This window comes from Novosphingobium sp. BL-S-19, from assembly GCF_055521675.1.
The window spans coordinates 2,161,640-2,178,561 of sequence record NZ_CM145498.1 but is presented as its reverse complement, the minus strand read 5'-3'; the positions used below and the strand labels follow the sequence as shown (position 1 = coordinate 2,178,561).

General features: G+C 64.5%; 13 protein-coding genes. 7 read left to right on the top strand and 6 right to left on the bottom strand.

What is annotated here, in order from left to right:
- Positions 1-19: 19 nt before the first annotated feature.
- A complete protein-coding gene (locus tag ACZ1JV_RS18360) occupies positions 20-796 on the bottom strand; it encodes an ImuA family protein (RefSeq protein WP_465149959.1) in 777 nt (258 codons plus the stop codon).
- A gap of 149 nt (positions 797-945) precedes the next feature.
- A complete protein-coding gene (locus ACZ1JV_RS18355; RefSeq protein ID WP_465149958.1) occupies positions 946-1,752 on the bottom strand; it encodes an alpha/beta hydrolase in 807 nt (268 codons plus the stop codon).
- Positions 1,753-2,066: 314 nt separating this feature from the next.
- Between ACZ1JV_RS18355 and ACZ1JV_RS18350 the strand changes: the two genes are divergently transcribed.
- The 6 genes from ACZ1JV_RS18350 (at position 2,067) to ACZ1JV_RS18325 (ending at position 11,020) form a co-directional block, all read left to right on the top strand.
- Positions 2,067-4,361 carry a TonB-dependent receptor gene (locus tag ACZ1JV_RS18350; RefSeq protein WP_465149957.1) on the top strand — a complete coding sequence of 765 codons (2,295 nt, stop codon included), beginning with the start codon at positions 2,067-2,069 and terminating at the stop codon, positions 4,359-4,361.
- A gap of 27 nt (positions 4,362-4,388) precedes the next feature.
- Positions 4,389-6,005, top strand: coding sequence for an alkaline phosphatase D family protein (locus ACZ1JV_RS18345; protein ID WP_465149956.1), 1,617 nt, complete (start codon positions 4,389-4,391; stop codon positions 6,003-6,005).
- Positions 6,006-6,099: 94 nt separating this feature from the next.
- On the top strand, positions 6,100-7,767 hold the full coding sequence (acpA, locus tag ACZ1JV_RS18340) for an acid phosphatase (RefSeq protein ID WP_465149955.1): 1,668 nt from the start codon (positions 6,100-6,102) through the stop codon (positions 7,765-7,767).
- A 145-nt stretch (positions 7,768-7,912) separates the two neighbouring features.
- The gene (locus ACZ1JV_RS18335; RefSeq protein ID WP_465149954.1) at positions 7,913-9,319 is read left to right on the top strand and encodes a M20/M25/M40 family metallo-hydrolase; all 1,407 of its coding nucleotides are present in this window, start codon (positions 7,913-7,915) and stop codon (positions 9,317-9,319) included.
- Positions 9,320-9,360: 41 nt separating this feature from the next.
- Positions 9,361-10,608 (top strand): Xaa-Pro dipeptidase, encoded by a 1,248-nt coding sequence (locus ACZ1JV_RS18330; protein WP_465149953.1) that lies wholly within the window; start codon positions 9,361-9,363, stop codon positions 10,606-10,608.
- Positions 10,609-10,627: 19 nt separating this feature from the next.
- Entirely contained in the window at positions 10,628-11,020 is a 393-nt protein-coding gene (locus ACZ1JV_RS18325; RefSeq protein ID WP_465149952.1) for a hypothetical protein, read from the top strand.
- Between the two features lie 15 nt (positions 11,021-11,035).
- Here ACZ1JV_RS18325 and ACZ1JV_RS18320 read toward each other — a convergent pair whose 3' ends face one another.
- From ACZ1JV_RS18320 to ACZ1JV_RS18310, 3 genes are all read right to left on the bottom strand, one after another.
- On the bottom strand, positions 11,036-12,118 hold the full coding sequence (locus ACZ1JV_RS18320; protein ID WP_465149951.1) for an acyltransferase family protein: 1,083 nt from the start codon (positions 12,116-12,118) through the stop codon (positions 11,036-11,038).
- Between the two features lie 109 nt (positions 12,119-12,227).
- Positions 12,228-13,832 (bottom strand): phytoene desaturase family protein, encoded by a 1,605-nt coding sequence (locus ACZ1JV_RS18315; RefSeq protein ID WP_465149950.1) that lies wholly within the window; start codon positions 13,830-13,832, stop codon positions 12,228-12,230.
- Positions 13,829-14,995: an aromatic ring-hydroxylating oxygenase subunit alpha gene (locus tag ACZ1JV_RS18310; protein WP_465149949.1), complete on the bottom strand. Its 1,167-nt coding sequence runs from the start codon at positions 14,993-14,995 to the stop codon at positions 13,829-13,831. Before ACZ1JV_RS18310 ends, ACZ1JV_RS18315 begins: the two co-directional genes overlap by 4 nt.
- A gap of 36 nt (positions 14,996-15,031) precedes the next feature.
- On the opposite strand from ACZ1JV_RS18310, the gene ACZ1JV_RS18305 reads away from it, so the two are divergent.
- Positions 15,032-15,658, top strand: a complete 627-nt coding sequence (locus tag ACZ1JV_RS18305) for a TetR family transcriptional regulator C-terminal domain-containing protein (RefSeq protein WP_465149948.1) — start codon at positions 15,032-15,034, stop codon at positions 15,656-15,658.
- Here ACZ1JV_RS18305 and ACZ1JV_RS18300 read toward each other — a convergent pair.
- Positions 15,620-16,921, bottom strand: coding sequence for an amino acid permease (locus tag ACZ1JV_RS18300; RefSeq protein WP_465149947.1), 1,302 nt, complete (start codon positions 16,919-16,921; stop codon positions 15,620-15,622). The genes ACZ1JV_RS18305 and ACZ1JV_RS18300 overlap by 39 nt on opposite strands.
- Position 16,922 lies beyond the last annotated feature (1 nt).

Sequence of the window (16,922 nt, the reverse complement as noted above, 5' to 3'; positions counted from 1 at the left end):
CAAGACGAGGGCGAGTGGTTCAGGCGGCGCGTGGATAGTCAGGCCCGCCGCCATCCGCGCTCTCTCGCATGCGAAATAGGGGAACCACAGCGCCAGGCACTGGCGCGACTTCGCCTCCATCCTTGCCGCTCCCTTCGCCTCTATTCCAGCCCGTATCGCGGAATGTTCCATCGTCTGTATTCCATTCCAGCCGCCACGTGCGGCCTGCGGCACCCCCACGCCAGCGCAGCAGTCTGGCCTCCATCGCCGGCCATCCCGGCGCATCGGCTTCCAGCGGGATGGAAGGCGCGCTGGAGATGGACCAGCGGGTCTGCGCGGCGCTGGACCTGGGTTCCGCATCCTGGCGCAGCACGATCACCCGGTTGCGCGATTGTTCCGCCGCCAGCGCCAGTCTTCGGCTGGCGGTGAGGTCGTACTTCGCGAAAGTTCCGTTCGTTTCCAGCAAGACCAGTTCCACGCCCGGACATCGCGCGGCTTCCAACCCGGCGCGCAGGAGGTCGAGTTCGTTTTCAGTTTCCACCAGCAACAGGCGGGCGGGCTTCAGGCCGAGCGTTGCCAGGCCTTGCCCATTGGGAACCGTTCGCAGCGGCGTACGGGACATTCGCACCAGTACTGCCGCGCCGTTCGGGCCAATACCGCTTTTGCACAGCGCGAAGGCGAGGGCGGTGGCCCGATCATCCCCATTTGCGTGGATCTCGTGCAGCCGTCCAGCGTCCATGGCCGGCAGGGCTCCCCCATCGGCCTGAGGGAGCCGTTCGGTGGCCTTTTCCGCCAGTTTGAAGGTCTTGACGGGCATGATCCGAATCGCTCAATTGTTCTCTATATGTTCCATACTCCAACATCCGCTGCTTGCCAAACAGGCGTTGCCGATCTGCCGGCCCACGAGGGACCGCCAGATCGACAACATTATGGAAAGTCGTGTTATTTTTCGGGCGATCAGGCTCGTTAGCGGCCTGCCGAAAACGCCGTAGTTACCGTTGGCCCCATTGCGGCCAGCATTGTCGAGCCATGGCATTTCCCGTGCAGGGACAGGTGTTCCGCCTCGGCGCCGCGCCGCTGCCAGCGCGTGGCAAGCGCCTCCGCAGCTGCCCCGCCGTGATCGTCCAAATCGTTCCCCTCTGCGCCGTTGACGATCAGCAGCCGCGTCTTCAGGCGAGGATCTGCCGTGCGCTCACCTGCGGCCACGCTGTTGTCGCCGTACCAGAGCGACGGGCTGACCGAGACGATGGCCGAGTAGGGCCTGCCGGTGAACATCGCATGGAGCGCCAGCAAACCGCCAAGGCCGTGCCCGGCCAGCGTCTGGCGTGCCGGATCGAGGTGCCAGCGGCCTTCGACCAGTGGGCGGAACACCTCTTCGATCAGATCGAGGAAGCGCTCCGCCCCACCGGTTGGAAGTCCGCATGCGGGAAAGCCTTCGGGTATCCGGTAGCCCGGAACGGCGGGGGTGTAGTCTTCGGTCCGCCGGGGTCGATGATCGCATTCGATGGCAACGATCAGTCCATCTGTGCGGGACATTCGCCGCGCGGTCATGGTGGCGACGGCGAAGTTGTCCTCACCATCAAGCAGCCAGAGTACTGGCCAACCTTGCCTTGGCGGCGATCCTTCGGGCCAGGAAACCAGAAGGCGATAGACGTGACCGTCTGGCGCCGGGACGAACTGCACGTCCGAATTGGGCAGCGTCCATGCCGTCGCCCCCAGCGGGCCTGCGGAAAGCAAGGCCAGCAGCGGCGCAAGACCGGTGATCGGCTTCATGCCGCCCCCCTTCGATAAAGGAGCAGAGGGCGGATAGCCGTAGAATTATGAAAGGCGGGACGAGCGACAGGGCATCTCACGGTATCAGTTCCTCTCGCGTTTCCGTTGGGGTTCAGATTATTGATATTCATTCTCAATAGCAAGTCTTTTGAGGCTTTTCAGAAATGGACGGATAACGATGGTCTCGTTTTCTGGTTGCTTTGCGTTCCTTGCATCGTCGATTGCGCCGAGAGGGACGGATCGCCATTGAAGCTTCATTTCCAGCCGTTAACGCCCGGGTCGTGAAATCGCTTCAGGGCTCAGGGGAAATGGCAATGAAATTCGGTATTTGCATCGCATCACTGATGGCGGGCACGGCTCTGGCCAGCATTCCGGGCGCGGCATTTGCCGAAGAGGCTGCGGCAGAAACGGCGAATGCTGCAGATGGTAATTCCAACCAGATCGTCGTTACCGCGCAAAAGGTGGAACAGCGTGCGGTGGACGTGCCGATCACGCTCTCGGTCGCGAGCGGAGAGCGGATGCGCCAGCTTGGCGTGACCGATATAGGCGAGCTTTCGGCCTATGTTCCGGGCCTCAACATCCAGATCCAGAGCGCCAATAACCCCGGCTTCGTGATCCGCGGCATCACCTCCGACAGCGGTTCGGCCCAGCAGGGGCCGCGCGTGACGCTCTATTACAACGGCGTCGACATCTCCCGCTCACGCGGGGCCTATCAGGGCAATTATGACCTTGATCGCATCGAAGTGGTGAAGGGGCCGCAGGCGACGCTGTTCGGCACGGCCGCCACGATCGGCGCGATCAGCCTCGTTTCGGCCAAGCCGAAGCCGGGACTCTCGGCCGAAGTCACCGGCGGCTATGGCAACTTGAATGCCTATCGACTGGAAGGCTTCGTCAACGCCGGCAATGACGTGATCGCCGGGCGCATCGCGTGGCAGTGGAAGAAGCGCGATGGCTATGTGAAGAACCTCGCCCCCGATCAGGACGATCTCTATGGGCAGGACCAGCTTGGCCTGCGCGGTTCGCTGCGCTTCACGCCGGCCAGCAACTTCACCGCCGACCTGATCTTCACCTACGACCGCCAGCGCAATTCGGGCACGCCGTTCCTGTCCAAGGACCTTGGCTCCACGGCGGTCGACGGACTTTACGGCCCGGCCTATCTCGGCGGTTCGCCCTATTCGGCTGAGGTGCTGGGCAGCGACAAGCTGGGCCTCAACCGCGACGTCTATGACGTGAACCTCACCGCAAGCTGGGATTTCGCGGACGGCTGGAACTTCACCACCGTCAATGGCTATCGCCATTTCGACGCGCTGGAAGTGTTCGATGCCGATGGCTCGGCCGCCTGGTATCTGGAGTTCGCAGAACGCGCCAAGGGCTGGCAGGCCAGCCACGAAGGCCGCTTCACCTACAGCGACGACCAGTGGCGCGCTTCGTTCGGGTGGAACTACTTCATCGAGGACAGCTACCAGTACGTGCCGCTCTCTTCCGAAGTGGGCACCTATCTCCAGTGCACGGCGAACCTGATCCCAGGCCTTGGCTGCGTGAATTCGTCCAATGTGGCGACGGGGGCGCTGGCAACCTCCTACCTGACGGGCGGCGCCTATACCGCCGTTCCCTATAACAGTTGGTATGAGAACAAGGGCCGCAACCAGTCATGGTCGATGTTCGGTGACGTGACTTTCAAGCCGGTGCCGCAACTGGAACTGACCGCCGGCGCGCGCGTGCTGATCGAGAAGCGCCGTTCGGGCTATGCCGCCTATCAGCCCGATGCGCCGGTCTATGGCCAGCCGTTGCTGCCGCTGGTCGATACCGATGGCCAGACTTACTATGCCCAGCGCTCCTACGCCGCCGTGCTGCCGCGCTTCAATGCGCTCTACCACCTTACGCCGAACTTCAACCTCTACGCCACGATTTCCGGAGGCCGCCGCTCGCCGGTGGTGCAGCTTTCGGCGGCTGCCGGGCCGGTTGCCGATCTCGACCTAATCCGGGCGGAGACGGTGTGGAACTATGAAGCGGGCATCAAGGGCTCGGCGGGGATCTTCTCCGGATCGCTGGGTGTCTATTATGACGATTACAGCAATTTCCAGGTCTCGGTGATCGAGAACGGGCAGAACGTCACCCGCAGCGCCGGTTCGGCATCGAACCTGGGCGTGGAAGCCGAACTGGAAGCGAAGTTCACCGATTGGCTGAGCGCCTTCGGCAATGTCGGCTTCATCAGCGGCGGGATCGACGACAATGCCTCCAACGGCGCCTATGCGGGCGACCAGTTTCGCCTCCAGCCCAAGTGGCAGTGGGCGGCGGGCTTCAACCTGAACGTGCCCGTCACCCAGAGCGCCAGCGTGTTCCTGACGCCCAGCGTGACCTATCGCAGCAAGATCTACTTCGAGATCCCGAACACCGAGGCGATCAGCCAGGACGCGGTGACGCTGGTGAACGTGCGTGGCGGCGTTTCGTTCATGGACGGGCGTTTCCAGGTGGCGGGCTTCGCGCGCAATCTGGGCAACGAGAAGTACCTGCTGGATGCAGGCAACACCGGCGGTTCGTTTGGCCACCCGACCTTCATTCCCGCAGAACCGCGCACGTACGGCATCGAATTCACCGCGCGTTACTGATCCTTTCGACGATAGGACATATCCCCGATGACCCTCGCTCTCGACCGCCGCCTTCTCATCAAGGTCGGCGCTCTTGGCCTTGCCGCGGTTTCGACGCCCGGCGTCGCCCAGATCCTGACCGCGCGCGGCTTCACGCATGGTGTCGCCAGCGGTGAGCCGGCGGCGAATTCGGTGCTGCTATGGACGCGCTATGTCGGCAGTGGCGAAACGAAGCTGCGCTGCGAACTGGCCGAGGACAGCAGCTTCCGCAAAGTGGCGAGCGGGGGCGAGGTCATGGCCTCTCCCGCCCGCGACAACTGCGCCAAGCTGGTCGTCGGCGGGCTGCAACCGGGCAAGTGGTACTTCTATCGCTTCATCGCGCCGGACGGCACCATGAGCGAAGTCGGCCGCACCCGCACGCTGCCGGTGGGTGAGGTGGACCGCTTCGGTATCGGCCTGTTCTCCTGCTCGAACATGCCGTTCGGCTGGTTCAATGCCTATGCCCATGCCGCGGCGCGAGACGATCTGGATCTGATCGTCCACGTCGGCGACTATTTCTACGAGTACAAGCTGGGCGAATATCCCGAGCATCCGATGGCCGGCCGCCCGATCGAGCCGGCGAACGAGATCGTCAGCCTGGCCGATTATCGCCTGCGCTATGCCAGCTATCGCCTCGATCCGGACTTGCGCGCACTTCATCGCCGTTTCCCGATGATCGCGCAGTGGGACGATCACGAGTTCGCCAACGACGCCTACAAGGACGGTGCCGAGAACCATCAGCCCGAAACCGAAGGCCCCTGGCCGGCGCGCAAGGCGGCGGCGGAGAAGGCCTATCGCGAATGGATGCCGATCTCCGACGCGGACTGGGGTAGCTACGAGATCGGTTCGCTGGCCACGCTGTTCCGCCCGGAAACGCGCGTATCTTCGCGCATGAAGCAGCTCGATCTGGGGGCGGCGTTCAAGGGGCCGGACGTTGCCAAGGCGCTGCTGGCGTTCCGCGACGGGCCGTGGATGTCGCCCGAGCGCACGCTGATGGGCGCGACGCAGGAGGACTGGCTCTACAAGGGCTTCGCGGCTTCGGCCAAGGCGGGCACGCGCTGGCAGATCCTTGCGCAGCAGATCGTCATGGGATCGCTCAAGTCGCCCGCCACACTTGCCGATTTCGTGCCGAAAGACGGCGATCCCAAGGTGCGCGGCGCGCTTATGGCGGCGGCCGCTGCCGCCAAGGTAGGGCTGCCGTTCAACATGGATTCGTGGGATGGCTATCCCGCTGCCCGCGAGCGTCTGCTCAAGGCTGCGCGAGAGGCGGACTGCAACCTCGTCGTGCTCTCGGGCGACAGCCACAACGCCTGGGGCAATGAGCTTTCGAGCGGCGGCGTGGCGGCAGGCGTCGAGTACGCCGGCCACTCGGTCACGTCGCCGGGTTACGAGGCCTATCTGCCTTCGGCCACACCCAAGGCGCTTGCCGCCTCCATGCGAGAGGCCAATCCGGGGCTGGCGTTCACCGACGTCAGCCGTCGTGGCTATGTCTCTCTGGACGTGACGCCGGATCAGGTGCGCGGCACCTGGCACTTCATGTCCACCATCGCCCAGCGCACCACCGCCAATACCGACAACACCACGCTGGCGGTCAGATGGGGGGAGCGTCGCTTCGCCAAGACCTGATTGCATTTACGTAATTGACGGGTGGGACGGTTGACGCGGGGGCAGTCACCGTCCCACAGAGTGCCAGATTTCCAATCCTTTCGAGGCACCCCCTATGTCCGATTTCGATCCCGCCGATCCCAAGTCCGGCAATCCCGACCGCCGCGATTTCCTCGGTGGCCTAGCTGCTGCGCTCGGCGCTGCTGCCGTTGCGGGCGCCACGGTCGAAACGGCTGAGGCGAAACCGGCCAAGGGATCGTCCTCGCGCCCGGTCAGCGATGCGAAGCTGCGCGCGGCGATCGATACGGTCGTGGTGATCTTTGCGGAGAACCGCAGCTTCAACAATCTTTTCGCCGATTTCCCCGGCCTGCAGCAGCCGCTATCGGAAGTGCCCGCCGAGCGCACCCGCCAGCGCGACCGTGACGGCAAGGTCATGGAAAAGCTGCCGAAGATCTGGGAAGGCCTCGTGCCCTCCAAGCAGGTGGTGGAGCATACCGAATACCAGATCGGGCCGGACGACCTCGCGCCGATCCCGAACGGTCCCTTCGCGCTGAAGACGCCGGAGGGCGATCCGCTGCCGCATGGCCTTGTCACCCGCGATCTGGTTCATGCATTCTACCACAACCAGATGCAGATCAACGGCGGCGCCAACGACCAGTTCGTAGCCTGGGGCGATAGCGGTGCGCTGGTCATGGGCCATTACGGCGACATGCGCGCCCAGCTTCGCCTCTGGCAGATCGCCCGTGAGTTCACGCTCTGCGACAACTTCTTCATGGGGGCTTTCGGTGGGTCTTTCCTCAACCACCAGTACCTGATCGCCGCGCAGCCGCCGTTCTATCCGGACGCGGACAAGAGCCCCGCCGCCAAGCGTATCGCCAAGCTGGAGGGCAACGATCCCAAGGGCACGCGCCTGAAACTGGATCCCAAGACGCCGGCCAGCGCGATTGACGGCCCGGCGGTATTCGGCCCCAACACGCTTTCGCCGGACTTCTGGGCGGTCAACACGATGCTGCCGCCTTATGCGCCGACCTACGAACTCGATGCGGCGAAGCCCGGCTATGCCAATGCCGACAGCGCGCACACGCTGGTGCCGCAGAAGCACAAGACCATCGGCGACATGCTCAGCGCCAAGGGCGTGGACTGGGCCTGGTACGCAGGCGGATGGAATGCCGCGCTGGAAGGGCACATGAACGACACCTCGTTCCCCTCGCGGCCGAACTTCCAGCCGCATCACCAGCCGTTCAACTATTACGGCCGCTTCGCGCCCGGCACGGCCGACCGCGCAAAGTTCCTGCGTGACGGCGGCGAGGGCAGCACCGCGCGCACCAACAAGTTCCTGGCCGATGCCGCGGCGGGCAAGCTGCCTGCGGTCAGCTATTACAAGCCGCAGGGCAACCTCAACATGCATGCCGGCTATTCCGACATCGACGCGGGCGACCGCCATATCGCTGCCGTGGTCGATGCCCTGCGCGCCAGCCCGCAGTGGGAGAAGATGCTGATCGTCATCACCTTCGACGAGAACGGCGGCTGGTGGGATCACGTCGCCCCGCCGAAGGGCGACCGCTGGGGGCCGGGCACGCGCATCCCCGCCGTGATCGTCTCTCCCCACGCGAAGAAGGGCACGGTGGACCACACGATCTACGACACCGGCTCCATCGCCCGCTTCCTCACCCGCCGCTTCGGGCTGGAGAAGCTTGAAGGCCTGAAGATGCGCGAAGATGCGATGCTCGCGGCAGGCGGCGTCGCCCCCGGAGACCTGACCGGCGCGCTCGACATCGCGTAAAACTTTTCGAACTTTCCGGCGGCGCACCAAAACAGGTGCGCCGCCCCTGCGAATGCGACAGAGTGTTGACTTCCGGGCCGATTCTCTCAGCCTTGGGGCAACAAAACCTTCGGGCAAAATCGCAATTCAGGGCAGGGCAATTTCCATGAGGCATATCCTTCTTACCGTGGCTTCCCTCGGCGCCATGGCGCTTGCATCGGGCGCAGAGGCCGCTCCCAAGGCCTATCCTGACGCCGAGGCACACGTGCTGGACATGGCGAAGAAGGCCATCGCCCTGCGATCGGTGGAAGGGGAAGGCAACCAGACCCCGCAAGTGGCCGAACTCTTCAAGCAGCGCCTGATCGAAGCGGGCTGGAGCGCCTCCGACATCGAGATCGTCCCCTACAAGGACACCGCCTACCTGATTGCCACCTGGAAGGGCAGCGATCCGTCGCTGAAGCCGCTGGTCGTCTCCGCCCACATGGACGTGGTGGAAGCCAAGCCGGCCGACTGGGAGCGCGATCCGTTCAAGCCCGTGGTGGAGAACGGCTACCTCTACGGCCGCGGCGCCAGCGACACCAAGTTCGAGGCGGTGCTGGCGATGGAATCGATGATCCAGCTGCGCAAGGAAGGCTTCAAGCCAAAGCGTACCCTCGTCATCGCCTATTCGGGCGACGAGGAAACCACGATGGCAACCTCCAAGCTGATCGCCGAAAAGCTGAAGAACGCCGAAATGGTGCTCAATGTCGATGGCTCCTCGGGCACTTTGTCCGAAGAGACCGGCAAGCCGCTTTTCTGGACCTGGCAGGGCGCCGAGAAGACTTACATCGACTACCAGATCGAAGTGACCAATCCCGGCGGCCACAGCTCCGCCCCGCGTCCGGACAATGCCATCGTCCAGCTTTCCGAAGTGCTGACGCGCATCGGCGCCTACAAGTTCAAGCCCGAACTCAACGACGTGACCCGCGCCTACTGGACGGAGGCGGCCAAGCTGGAAGCCGATCCGAAGAAGGCCAAGGCGATGCGTGACTTCGCGGCGAACCCCAACGACCCCGCCGCGCTGGCCGTGCTGCGCGCCGATCCGGCAAATGTCGGCCGGGTCAGCACGACTTGTGTGCCCACGATGCTGTCGGGCGGCCATGCCCGTAATGCCCTGCCGCAGCGGGCCACGGCCAACATCAACTGCCGCATCTTCCCGGGTCACACGCGTGAGGAGATCATGGCGGAGCTGGAGAAAGTGGCAGCCATGCCCGCCGCCAAGTTCACCGACGTGACCGGCGACGATTCCACCATGGCCCCCGCCTCGCCGATGCGGCGGGATTTCATCGGCGCCACGCGCAAGGCGGTAACGGCGGCCTGGGGGCCGGTGGCGATCATCCCTTCGCAGGCTTCGGGCGCTTCGGATTCGATGTGGTATCGCGCCCTCGGCGTGCCCAGCTACGGCGCTGCCGCCTCGATGATCAAGGATTCGGACGAGTTCTCGCACGGCCTCAATGAACGTATTCCGCTGCTGAATATCCGCCCGGGCATCACTTACTACCTGTCGATGTACAAGGATCTGGCAAGCAAGTGAGCATCAACGGGGCGAAGCGGGGGGCGCTTCTTGCGGGGTTCATGACGGGCATTCTGGCAATGCCCGCCATGGCGGACACGCTCTATGTCCGCGCCGGGCGGCTGATCGACGTCGATTACCAGACCACGCGGACGGGGCAGTGCGTGACGGTGACCGACGGCCGCGTCACGCGCATCGACGCCTGCGGCAAGACGCCTTCGGGTGCGAAGGAAGTGGACTGGTCCAGCTACACGGTGCTGCCGGGTCTGATCGACCTCCACACGCACCTTGCCGATGCCGGGCAGAGCGCGGACGTCGCCGCGCCCTACAGGACTTCGCCCCAGCTTACGGCGCTGATCGGTGCGCATAATGCGAAGGTGACGCTGGACGCCGGCTTCACCACCGTGCGCGATGTCGGGACCTATCGCGGCCTCACCGACGTCGCCCTGCGCGATGCGATTGCCCAGGGCGACGTGCCGGGGCCGCGCATGTTCGTGGCAGGCGCCTACATCACCAAGCCGGGCGGCGGGGGCGAACTCAACGGCGTGATCCCCAACGACCAGCTCCCTTCGGATATGCGCTACGGCGTGATCCGTAATCCGCAAGAAGCGCACGACAAGACCGAGTTCCTGTTCGAGCATGGGGCGGATTTCATCAAGATGATCGCCACCGGCGCGGTCCTCGCCATCGGTACCGAGCCGGGGCAGGTGGAACTGACCGAGGACGAGATGCGTGCAGTGGTGGCGGTGGCCAAGGAGCATCACTCCTACGCCACCGCCCATGCCCACGGCGCGGAAGGCATCAAGGCGGCGATCCGTTCGGGCGTGCACTCGATCGAACATGCCAGCCTGATCGACGATGAAGGCCTGAAGATGGCCAAGGACGCGGACGTCTGGCTGGTGATGGACATCTACGATGGCGACTGGATCGACCAGCAGGGCACCAAGGAAGGCTGGCCTGCCGAATACCTGCGCAAGAATCGTGAGACCACGCAGACCCAGCGTGACGGGTTCGAAAAAGCGGTGAAGATGGGCGTGAAGCTGGGCTTCGGCACCGATGCAGGCGTCTATCCGCACGGCCTCAACGCCCGCCAGTTCGCTTATATGGTCAAGTACGGGATGACGCCGATGCAGGCGATCCGGGCCGCGACCATCGATGCGGCGACGCTGATCGGGCACGAAAGCGAATTGGGCTCCATCGCGCTGGGCAAATATGCCGACATGATCGCGGTTGAGGGTGATCCCCTTCGCGATGTGAGTGTGCTGGAAAAGGTTTCTCACGTGATGAAGGCGGGCGTGCTGGAGAAATAGGGCAGGGAGGCGATCGCGGATGCAGTATCGGATTTCGGCGATCTCTCTTCTAGGCCTGCTTTTGGGCCTGTTTTCGGGGCCCACACTGGCGTCGACCGGTGTCGTAGCCCCACAATCCGCCCCGTTCCCTTGCGAATGGGTTTCCGGTCGCCTTTCGACCTACAACGGCAATCCCACGTTTCGGATCTGGCCGAAGGGCACGCGCCGGATTCTGGGCGTGACATCGGCCAAACGAGAGGACGATAGCGAGAGCCTGGACATTCTCCCGCCGTCCGTTCGCCGCTTTCAGCCGGGGTTCGAGCGGGATCTCTGGGGCGACTTCAGGGTCTGCCCCATCGTGCCGGAGCGCAAAGGCTGGATGCGCCTGGTCGTGCTGAAGGATGCACGTGGGTTACGGGCGATTGCGCGTTGACCGCCTGATGGAGGCTTACGCCGCGGTCAGGCGGCCTCCGCTCAGCACTCGCGCCGGGCCCGGTGCTGCCCGAACCAGCAGAGTGCCCAGTACGATCACGGTCAGCAAGAGGATCAGCGGCTGGGTCAGCAGGTAGACCGGATAGAGCGGCGACCCCAGCTTGCCGAACAGCGCCCCCAGCACCGGCCCGCCCAGCCAGATCAGGATCAGGTGCGAGCAGAACAGGAAGAAGGCGAAGGGCTCGATCCGCAGCAGGAACGCACGGGCAGGGCTGTTCGAAAGCGCCCATGCCACGCGCCAGTAGGCCACGGCCGCCGCGATCCTGACCGACAGATCAAGCATCGCCGCTTCCGGCGTAGCAGGATCGACGTCAAGCCGCAGCGATCCGTAGAGCTGGACGCAGGTGAGCAGTGCGAAGGGCAACAGCGCCGTTCCCAGCGGCCACGCGGCGATCCGGTCCGCCACATGCCCCCGCCGTGCAAGGATGCCCAGCAGGAAGAAGAACGGGATCGACGCGCGCATGAACACGGGCGCGCCCAGGCCAAGGATCTGGCAGACCGCCGCCATCGATGCGAGCGCCACCAGCCACGGATTGGCCAACCTTACCAGCAGCGGTGCGGCGATCATGCAGACGAAAAGGTCGCGCAGGAACGGCATCTGCACATTGATGTCCGGATTGCGGCTGGCCACGAAGACTTCCTCGAAAATCCAGTCCAGCGAATGCGGCGTCGGCGCCGGCAGGTTCAGCAACCATGCCGTACCCGATACCAGCACCAGCGCCAGCGCGTTCCAGAGCACCATCGGCAGCAGGATCGTCCGCGCCTTGCGCGCCACATGCGTGGGCCAGTCCCGCGTGCGGTTGGACGAAGCGACCAGCCAGCCCGATATCAGGCCCAGCAGCGGAACCGCGCTGCGTCCGAACACGTCCATCAACACCCAGCGCAAATCTTCCTGCGGCGAACCCTTGGCCAGTTGCAGGTCGTAACCGGTCAGGCCGGTCCACGCATGGACGTAGACGACGCCGAGGATGCAGATAACCCGTGCGATCGAAATCGCAGCGGACTTGCGCGACGCATCAGCAATGAATGATTGGGGCAAACGACAATCCGGTTAGTTGGCGACCTTGCGGCCTACCTGATGTCGTTTGCCCTCGAACCCAACCACCGAAGCGGCGGGCTGCCCCCCAAAAGGGGTGAACGGTCCGGCATTAGGCGTGAAAACGACCGAAACGCCCCTTGTCCGCGATCACTTCATGCGCGCAGTTGTGGCCGGGGGCACCGGTCACACCGCCGCCGGGGTGAGCGCCGGACCCGCACATGTAGAGGCCCTTGATCGGCCCGCGATAGGCGCCGTGGCCGAGCACCGGCCGTGCCGACCACATCTGATCGAGCGTCAGGTTGCCGTGCATGATGTCTCCGCCGACGAGTCCGAACTTCCGCTCCAGGCCCTTGGGGCTGAGCACCTGCCGGCCGAGGATCGAGGCGCGGAAGCCCGGCGCATATTCCTCCACCGTATCGATGATAGTGTCCGCCGCCTTGTCTTCCTCCGCATCCCAGTCGCGGCCATCGGGAAGCTCCGGCGCGAATTGCTGGCAGAACAGGCTGGCGACATGCTGGCCCTCGGGTGCGAGGCTGTCGTCTACGGTCGAGGGGATCAGCATCTCCACAATCGGCTTCTTCGACCAGCCATGGGTCTTCGCGTCGAGGAAAGCGCGGTCCATGTAGTCCAGCGTCGGCGCGATGATGATGCCGGACTGGTGGTGCTCGCCCGGCTCTGGCAGGCAGGTGAACTTCGGCAGTTCGGACAGCGCCACGTTCATGCGGAAAGTACCGCTGCCCGCCTTGAAGCTTTTCATGCGGCGCTGGAAATCGGGCTTGAGATCGCTCTGGGCGATCATCTTGCTGTAGAGCAGCTTGGGCCCGACATTGGCGATCACGCGGGTCGCGGCAATCTCCTCACCGCTTTCAAGCCGCACGCCGGCAACCTTGTCACCATCGACGAGGACCTGATCCACCGGGCTTTCCAGGCTGATCTCCACCCCTAGCTTGCGGCAGACTTCGCCCATGATGCGGGTGATGTTGCCCATGCCGCCGACCGAGTGGCCCCAGGCGCCCTTCTTGCCGTTCACTTCGCCGAAGACGTGGTGCAGCAGGACGTAGGCGCTGCCCGGCGTATCGGGCGAGGCATAGTTGCCGACCACCGCGTCGAAGCCGAACGCGGCCTTCACTGCCTCGCTCTCGAACCAGCCATCCAGCAGCCCGCGCGCGGACTTGGTAAAGAGATCCAGCACATCGCGCTGCGCCTCGATGGAAAGGCCCGCCAGCTTGCGGCCCTGAAGCGCCGCGTCGATCAGTCCGCGCCAGCCATCGCCGGCATTTGGCGGCGACTTCAGCGCCAGATCGCGCAGTACTTCGGCCACGACTTCCAGCGAATCGTAATAGGCCGGCAGCACATCGGCATCGTGCTTGGAGAACCGGCGGAACTCCGCCTGCGTACGTTCCAGCCCGCCGCCCAGCTTGAGATAGCCGCCGTCTTCCTGCGGCAGCAGGTTGGAGATCGGGCGTTCGATCACGCGATAGCCATAGTCGGCCAGCCGCATGTCGGCGATGACCTTGGGCTGGAGCAGGCTGACGGTGTAGCTGGCCACCGAGTTGCGGAAGCCGGGATGGAATTCCTCGGTCACCGCTGCGCCGCCGACCACGTCGCGGCGTTCCAGAATGCGCACCCTCAGCCCCGCGCGGGCAAGGTAAAAGGCGCAGACGAGGCCGTTGTGGCCACCGCCGATAATTACAGCATCGTATTTCTGGGTCATTTTTGGCTCCAGCCGGATGCGGGCCGCTCGCTTTGGCGGGCCTCTGGGATCAGTTCACGGATGCGCTTGCAGAAGTGGCGGAGGCACACTTCCTTGTCGGACAGCGGTCCGACCGAGAATGTGCGCGAGGCCATGCCCGCCTGCACGCGGGTGATGAGCTGGGTATCCTCGGCATTGACCTGCCGGTTGATGCGCCAGTTCAGATAGCGCGCGGCGCGCATCTCCCGGCGGTCATCAGGAAGGACGTAGCTGATCTCGCGGATCATGCAGGTTTCCGGCCCGGTGGGCAGCCATTGCATGAAATCGACCTGATCCGGATAGATGTCGAAGGCGACGCCGGGCCAGAGTTTGAAATAGAGCCAGTGGCGCTGGCGGTCCTCAGGCAAGTGCGGCACCGGCGGCAGCAGGCGCTGGTACATCCGCTCCGACCAGTTAGAGGAGGGCGCGTCCATCAGATCGCCCCACATCCGGTCGACATGCCGCTCTGCCTCTACGCCATAGCTGCGGCCGAACAGGCGGGTGAGGCCGGGGTGGGCAACGGGGATGTGCAGCCCGTCCGAATAGTTGTCGCCCACGTTCTTCCAATTCACCTCGCGCGGGCGCATGGTGACGCGGCCGAGGGCCTTCAGATCTTCGAACCGGTAGGGGGCGACCATCTCCTCGTAAGGGGCCATCATCTGCGCGATCGAGGGGCCGCCATCATCGATGAGGCGCACGAAGATGAAACCGCGCCAGACTTCGATGTCCACCGGGGAAAGGCCGTGGCTGGCCTTGTCGAAATCGGGATAGCTCTGGCTGTCGGGCACGCCGGTAAGCCGGCCGTCGAGATCGTAGACCCAGGCGTGATAAGGGCAGACCAGCTTTTTCGCGCAGCCGCTGGCTCCATCGACCACGCGCGATCCGCGGTGGCGGCAGACATTGGTGAAGGCGCGCAGCTGCCGGTCGTTGCCGCGCACGACGATCACGCTTTCGCCGATGTATTCCAGCGTGTGCCAGTCACCCACGTTCGGCACGTCGCTCTCATGGCAGACGACCTGCCAGCTTGGGGCGAAGACGCGTTCCTTCTCCACCGCCAGGAATTCGGGATCGGAATAAGTCCAGGCCGGCAAGCTCCAGCCATCGAGCGGATCGTTTTCCGCAAAATCCTTGAGCTGCGTTGCCATGGGCGACTCCTTGTTGTACGATCGTATAACAAGGCCATGACGACCAAGCAATCCTCCACGCCCGCCTATACTCGGGGTGATCCCGACGAGCGGCGCCAGAGCCTGATCGAGGCGACGGCCCGGTGTCTTGCTACGCATGGTGTGGGCGGAACTTCGGTGCGGACGATCTGCGCGATGGCGGGCGTGTCGCCGGGGCTGCTGCGGCACTACTTCGGCGGCGTGTCCGATGCGATTGCCGAAGCCTATCGCTGGACCGGGCACCGGGTGTCGCGGGCGCTGGAGGAAGCGGTGGAGGCGGCGGCTGACAATCCCCGCTCTCGGCTGCTCGCCTATCTAGCCGCGAGTTTCCGTCCGCCGATTGCCGATCCAGAACTGCTGGCCACCTGGCTCGCCTTCTGGGCGATGACGCCGCAAGATCCTGCCATCGGACGGCTGCATGAGGACATCTACGGCGAATTCCGCAGCGGCATGGATGCACTGATCCGCGCCTGCCGACCGGACATGGCCGATACAAGACTGGTGGGCGTGGCGCTGACGGCACTGATCGACGGGCTCTGGCTGGAACTCAGTCTGGGCAAGGCGCCTTTCACGCCAGAGGAGGCGGAAGGGCTGGTCGAGACTTGGCTAGACGCTCTGCTCGGCGGCCTTTCGGCGAACCAGTAGCCAGATCGGCAGGCCCAGCGCCATCAGCACGAAGCTGAGGCCGCTGGCGCCGATCCCAGCGCCCCACAGCGTCCAGAGCGCATAGGCGGCGCCAAGGACCGCGGCAGGTCGAGCGATGCCGAGCCTGAACGCAGACAGGGCGCAGGCGAGGTAGAGCCACAATGTTGCCGAGGTGGACAGCAGCAGCAGATATTCGAACAGCGACTGCATAGACCGGCTGGCGTTCATCGCCGCAAAGAGGCTGGCGATCACGGTGGAAATCAGCAGGGCACGACGAGCGACGCCGCGCGCGTCGGTTTCTGCAAACCATGTGGGCAGCAGGCGGCGGTTCGCCATGTCACGCACCATTTCCGCTTCCAGCAGCGTCCAGCCGTTGAGCGCGCCCACGCAGCTGATCACGGCGAAGATCGCGATCAGCGTGGCCGCGTCGGATCGCCAGAAATAGCTGACGAACGTCGCGAACGGCGCTGCCGAGTGCGATGCCAGATCGACGGGCAGCAGCAGCGCAATCGCCGAACAGACCATCAGGTAGAGAATGCCGGTAAGCCCGGTGCCCCAGAGTGTGGCGCGGGCGATATTCACTTCCGGATTGCGCACGCGCGCCGCCGCCACGCTGGCGCTTTCGAAGCCGAGCAGAGCCCAGAGTGTCAGGCTCGCCGCGCCGTTGACCGCACCGAAGCTGATGCTGCCGGGTGCCGGCGGCGCGATCTGCGCGCGGCCGTCGTTCAGCACGGTTACCGCGATCACGATGACGACGATCAGCGGAATGACCTTCAGGCCCAGCGTCACCACCTGGAATCCGCCCGCAGCACGAGTGCCACGCAAGTTGATCAGCGCCATCAGCCAAAGCAGCGCCATCGCGGCAAGGGCGGGTATGTGCTCACCCATCCCAAGCACGGGGAAGATATCGGAGAGGTAGCTTACGGCAGCCACCGCGATGGCCACAACCGAAGTCCAGATCGATACGAGGTAGATCCAGCTGATGAAGAAGCCGGCGGTATGCCCGAAGGCATCGGTGACGAAGCCGGCCGGGCCGCCGGCCTGCGGGCAGGCCTTGGTCAGCCGGCTCAGAACATAGGCGAGGATCAATGCCCCGCTGATCGTCACCACCCAGCCGACTACGCCGTTCCAGCCGAACGGCGCGAGGCTGGCAGGCAACAGGAACACGCCCGATCCGATCATGTTGCCCATGACCAGCGCGGTGGCGGCCACGAGGCCCAGGCTGCCGCCCGGGCCTGCGGTTTTTGGAGTCTGTTCTGTCACG

Excerpts from the sequence above, each read along its gene's own strand:
- ACZ1JV_RS18360 (WP_465149959.1), bottom strand. The coding sequence starts at position 796 with ATGCCCGTCAAGACCTTCAAACTGGCGGAAAAGGCCACCGAACGGCTC.
- ACZ1JV_RS18355 (WP_465149958.1), bottom strand. The coding sequence starts at position 1,752 with ATGAAGCCGATCACCGGTCTTGCGCCGCTGCTGGCCTTGCTTTCCGCA.
- ACZ1JV_RS18350 (WP_465149957.1), top strand. The coding sequence starts at position 2,067 with ATGAAATTCGGTATTTGCATCGCATCACTGATGGCGGGCACGGCTCTG.
- ACZ1JV_RS18345 (WP_465149956.1), top strand. The coding sequence starts at position 4,389 with ATGACCCTCGCTCTCGACCGCCGCCTTCTCATCAAGGTCGGCGCTCTT.
- acpA (WP_465149955.1), top strand. The coding sequence starts at position 6,100 with ATGTCCGATTTCGATCCCGCCGATCCCAAGTCCGGCAATCCCGACCGC.
- ACZ1JV_RS18335 (WP_465149954.1), top strand. The coding sequence starts at position 7,913 with ATGAGGCATATCCTTCTTACCGTGGCTTCCCTCGGCGCCATGGCGCTT.
- ACZ1JV_RS18330 (WP_465149953.1), top strand. The coding sequence starts at position 9,361 with ATGACGGGCATTCTGGCAATGCCCGCCATGGCGGACACGCTCTATGTC.
- ACZ1JV_RS18325 (WP_465149952.1), top strand. The coding sequence starts at position 10,628 with ATGCAGTATCGGATTTCGGCGATCTCTCTTCTAGGCCTGCTTTTGGGC.
- ACZ1JV_RS18315 (WP_465149950.1), bottom strand. The coding sequence starts at position 13,832 with ATGACCCAGAAATACGATGCTGTAATTATCGGCGGTGGCCACAACGGC.
- ACZ1JV_RS18310 (WP_465149949.1), bottom strand. The coding sequence starts at position 14,995 with ATGGCAACGCAGCTCAAGGATTTTGCGGAAAACGATCCGCTCGATGGC.
- ACZ1JV_RS18305 (WP_465149948.1), top strand. The coding sequence starts at position 15,032 with ATGACGACCAAGCAATCCTCCACGCCCGCCTATACTCGGGGTGATCCC.